Raw genomic sequence first — 4,589 nt, forward strand, 5'->3', positions numbered from 1 at the left:
ACCAGTTAAGGGAGAGTTGAGGCTGATGTATACCTCATCTTTAACCGTATTTGATGCCGGCCCCACATTACCTACACCATTTGGTGTACCCACATAAGTACCGCTTACTGTTTTATCTGTGATTTTAGCAATTCGGGGATCGAAAACCCCATAAGTTTTACCATTCATGGCATCTACAAAATTTTCCGAGAGCCATCCTCCAAGCAGCAGGTTGGCATTATCGCTCGCAATATTTGCCCATGGGTTGTTAGTGGCAAAATTGCTCATTTTTGCGTTATCAGCATTACTTTTGAAAGAAAGATCCACTGCGGCCAATACTGCTGCAGGATCATAACTTGCTTTTTTTGACACCTTATTCAATAATCTTGCTTTTAATAAATTACCAAATTTTATCCATTTACTAAGATCCCCATTATAAATCAAATCATTAGTTGCACTTAAAGTAACAGCTGAGTCTGGTGTGGCAAGCGCTGTTAGCCCTTCATTGACTAAAGCCAGTGTAGTATTGTAAAAAGCTTCAGGCTCATCATATTTTGGCGTGAGGATGGTTTCATTAAAGGCTTCCGTAAAGGGGCCACTGCCCCAAAGGTCTATGACAAGATCCATGTGATAAGCCATTAAAATATTAGCAATACCTGCATGATGAGTGGCACCGGTGGCAGCAGCCTTTTTTTTCATTTCATTGATATCTGCCATGGCAAAATAGATATCATTCCAGGTGGAGGTATAATCTGTAAGCTGATAGGTATCTGTACTTCCACCAACTGTAGGGCTGGCAAGGTGCTGGGTGAAATAAGAAGTAATTTCTGCCACACTGAAATTGCTGTTCCCGGTTTTAGCGGTTACTGTAGTTAATAAGGTATTAATAGGTGGATCTATAATCTGGTTAGGGTTCTCTCCCACTTCGAGGTATTTTTTGCAGCCTACAGCACAAACTAATAACAAGAAACAGGAGAAGCCATATATTTTCAAACTTTTCATGGGTATGAGATTAAAAACCAACGTTGAGGGTAAATAAGAAGCTTCTGGTGGCGGGGTAAGCGAAGCCCGAAAAGCCGGTAACATTGCTTCCGCTGTTAAAGGAACTCGTTTCAGGATCAAAGCCTTTGTAATTGGTGTGCAGCCATAAGTTGTTTGCAGTAAGGGTAACACTTGCATTTTTGGCTTTCAATGGGACCAGGAATTTTTCTGGCAGGTTATAAGTCAAACCTAAAGACCTGAGCCTAAACCAGGACGCATCCTGTACGAAATTTTCTGAATAACCACGGTAGCCATATGATGAATTGCGATAATAACCATCAGCATAATCTACCCCATCAGGTCCAATCCCTTGACCTAGCCAAACGGCCTTGGTATTTGGTGTGCCATCTGCCAGCACGCCATTAAATACCCTGGTGTCATTTCTGTCAAGTGTATAGGCGGCAATACCAAAAGCAGCAAAGAAGTTATCGAGCTGATTGTATTTATACTGCCCTTGTCTGGTATCAAACAAAGCGTTTAAACTGAAATCTTTATACCGGAAAGTAGTACTCAGGCCTCCTATCCATTTTGGAGAAGCATTGGCGATTAACAAATCGGTCACTTTAGTAGGGAAACCATTAGCACCTATGATCCATGGGTCTTTATTGTCAATTAAGTAGCCATCGTAATTACTGTTATATCTTGCATAGCCAGTTCCGAAAAGATCGCCATAGGCATGCCCTTCAATAAGTTTAGAAGTAACAGTAGCATTGGCATAACCAAATTGGGAAGCTAAAATAATTTCTTCCAGTCCCTCAGCTAAGCTGAGAATTTTATTCCTGTTGGCTGAAAAAGTAAGGCCAACATCCCAGGTAATGTTATCGGTTTTAATTGGTGTTCCACTAATTGCTAATTCAATTCCTTTGTTGCGCATGCTGCCGGCGTTTACCGCAGCGCGCACATAACCTGTCGTTGAAGAAATATCAGCAGCAATAATCTGGTCCTTGGATTCAGAATAATAATAAGAGACGTCCATACTTAAACGGTTTTTGAAGAACTGCATTTCTAGTCCCGCGTCATAGGTGTCGGTAAATTCAGGCTTTAAGTTAGGATCACCCAATAACTCCCCTTTGGTATAACCCGTAAAACCATTGCCGAGTTGCTGGTAATTGACAAAACCCGTAGAGTAAGCATAAGGAGAAGCATCTTTACCAACTTGTGCATAGGAGAACCTCAGCTTGGCAAAGCTAATGACCTCAGGTAATTTGAGATGGTCGGAAAATACGTAAGAAATGCTTGCCGAAGGATAGAAAAATGAGTTGTTAGGTTTCAACAGAGAGGAAGTCCAGTCATTTCTTCCGGTTAAGGTCAGAAAGAGGTAGTTTTTATAATCTAAAGAAAGTTCTCCGAACACACCCATTAAACGGTAATCGATTCTATTGTTACTGCCTTTTACATTTTGGGCATTGGCGATGTTGAAATTATTATAGACGGCTAGGGTATCTCCAGTTACGCTAACAGTGGTAGACCTACTGTCAGAAATATCATGCCCGAATCTTAAGGTGCCCTTTATATCTTTGGAGATTTTCCTGCTGGCCGTAGCGATAAAGGTTGAGGTGATGATGCGGTTATTTGTGTTATAATCATACACAAAACCTCCACCATTGTCCGTAAATACACGTTCTCCGGGAATACCCTGAGGACCAGGTGCCGTTCTTTGCCTTTTGTCGGTATAAGCATCTACCCCTGCACGGTAAGTTATGTTAAGCCATTCTAAGGGTTGATAATTAACATTGATATTGCCAATTACCCGGTTTACATTATCTTTAAACTTATTGGTATAAGGTCCATAAAGCGGATTGTCGTTACCGTATGAATTCATGGTGCCTGCAGGCGTTAAGAAATCTTTGATGCTCCACCTCGGCGACCAGTAACTGATGTTTTCATTGTAGCGGTCGGCGTTATACCTGAATCCCCCAGAATTGATATAGTTCAAACTGGCACCTGCCTGCAGTTTGTCGCTGAATTTCAGGTTTCCACTCAACTTACCACTAATATTCTGGTAATCGGTATTTGGAATAGTTCCTTCTTGTTTAAAATAAGAAAATGAACTTGCATAAACTACTTTTTCAGTGCCACCAGTGAGACTTAGGTTATTTTGTGTTTGCCAACCGGTTTGATAAGCTTCATCGAAAGTGTCAAATAGTTTATCAGGGTGTGTTGGGTCTATGGCTTTAGCCGCTTCCACTGTTGGTCCCCAGCTGGGGAAAAAACTAGTCGGATCATAGACACCACCAAATCCCTGGGTATAAACTTTCTGTTTTTCTGGAAACCTGTTTACTTCATCAAAGCCTGTGGTAGTGGAAACATTGACTCTAAGGGCACCTGCTTTTCCTGATTTTGTAGTGATGACCACTACTCCGTTTGAACCCCTTAAGCCATATAAAGCTGTTGCTGCACCACCTTTTAAGACGTTAATGGTTTCAATGTCCTGGGGATTGATGTCTGCACTGCGGTTAGACATTCCCCGAAGGTCTGCCTGATCACCTACGGTGGATGTGGAGTTATCAATGATGACCCCATCTATGACAAAAAGTGGTTCGTTGCTTCGGTTAGGATCCAGGGAGTTGATACCCCTGATTTGAATGGAAGCCCCCTGCCCTGGTGCCCCGCCAGTACTGGACACCGTTACACCAGCGACCTTTCCCTGGAGGGCATTGACCACATTGGGCTGTTTGTTCTCATTAAGTTCTTCAGCCTGAATGACCTGCGTGGAATAGCCTAAAGATCTCTTTTCGCGGGTAATGCCCAAAGCTCCGACGACCGTTACTTCCGAAAGGTTTTGAGTGGCGGGTTGTAGGGTTTCGTTAATGGTTTTGCGTTGATTAACCAACACCTCCCGGGTGCTGTAACCTACAGCGGAGATGATGAGCGTCGCATTACTGGATGGAATAGTTAAGGTGAAAGTTCCATCGGCAGTTGTAGAAGTTCCAGTGGTAGTGCCTTTAACGATGATGCTTACACCAGGGATGACTGCACCATCAGTGGCATCTGTAATCTTTCCTGTAATGACCTGTTGGGCAAAACTTTGAAAGGTAAAAAGCAGAAAACAGGAACATAGTAGCGTATATTTTCTGTTCATCTTAATGAAATTTAAGTTTACCTTAATTTACCAATAAAATCACAAAAAATTGCAAAAAAAATAACAAGAAAACTGAATTGTCCCCTCTTTAACAGGCACTATACAATTTTCTTGTTCAGGTGAAAGGTTGTTAAGAAGAGTGGTTGGTAGATAACCTGCTGAGAATGTTTTCTAATACACCTGGTTCTACGTTGGTGTATTTAGAAGTTCTCCAGGTGGAATTTGAATCCAGCCATACGCAGAATGAATGACAACCTTCCACAATGACAGCATAAGTTTCATGAAAGTCATCATGAATTCTCATACAAAATCCCTTCACGTGTTTACCTTTTACATCGAAATCGAAATTCAGATAAGTACTTAACATATTTATATTTGGGTTTAGATAACTAAACAAAGTTCTATATAAAAAGTTTAGATAAACAGTTTTTGTTGTTAATAAATTATTAACATGTTAGAGGGATATGTATGTTCATCGCAATACATA

At 41.3% G+C, this 4,589-nt stretch carries 3 protein-coding genes; all 3 read right to left on the reverse strand.

The window, feature by feature from the left end; all coding sequences use genetic code 11:
• Nucleotides 1-981 (reverse strand): SusD/RagB family nutrient-binding outer membrane lipoprotein (locus ACR2F7_RS09120; protein WP_432713263.1); only part of this gene is annotated, 981 nt, incomplete at its 3' end.
• A 10-nt stretch (nt 982-991) separates the two neighbouring features.
• The gene (locus tag ACR2F7_RS09125) at nt 992-4,102 is read right to left on the reverse strand and encodes a SusC/RagA family TonB-linked outer membrane protein (protein WP_432713264.1); all 3,111 of its coding nucleotides are present in this window, start codon (nt 4,100-4,102) and stop codon (nt 992-994) included.
• A 130-nt stretch (nt 4,103-4,232) separates the two neighbouring features.
• Nucleotides 4,233-4,469: a hypothetical protein gene (locus ACR2F7_RS09130; RefSeq protein ID WP_432713265.1), complete on the reverse strand. Its 237-nt coding sequence runs from the start codon at nt 4,467-4,469 to the stop codon at nt 4,233-4,235.
• Nucleotides 4,470-4,589 lie beyond the last annotated feature (120 nt).

It is taken from the genome of Pedobacter sp. (assembly GCF_045628745.1).
GTDB lineage: Bacteria > Bacteroidota > Bacteroidia > Sphingobacteriales > Sphingobacteriaceae > Pedobacter.

What these genes read in the sequence shown, in the direction of transcription:
- ACR2F7_RS09125 (WP_432713264.1), bottom strand. Translation starts at nt 4,102, where the DNA reads ATGAACAGAAAATATACGCTACTATGTTCCTGTTTTCTGCTTTTTACC.
- ACR2F7_RS09130 (WP_432713265.1), bottom strand. Translation starts at nt 4,469, where the DNA reads ATGTTAAGTACTTATCTGAATTTCGATTTCGATGTAAAAGGTAAACAC.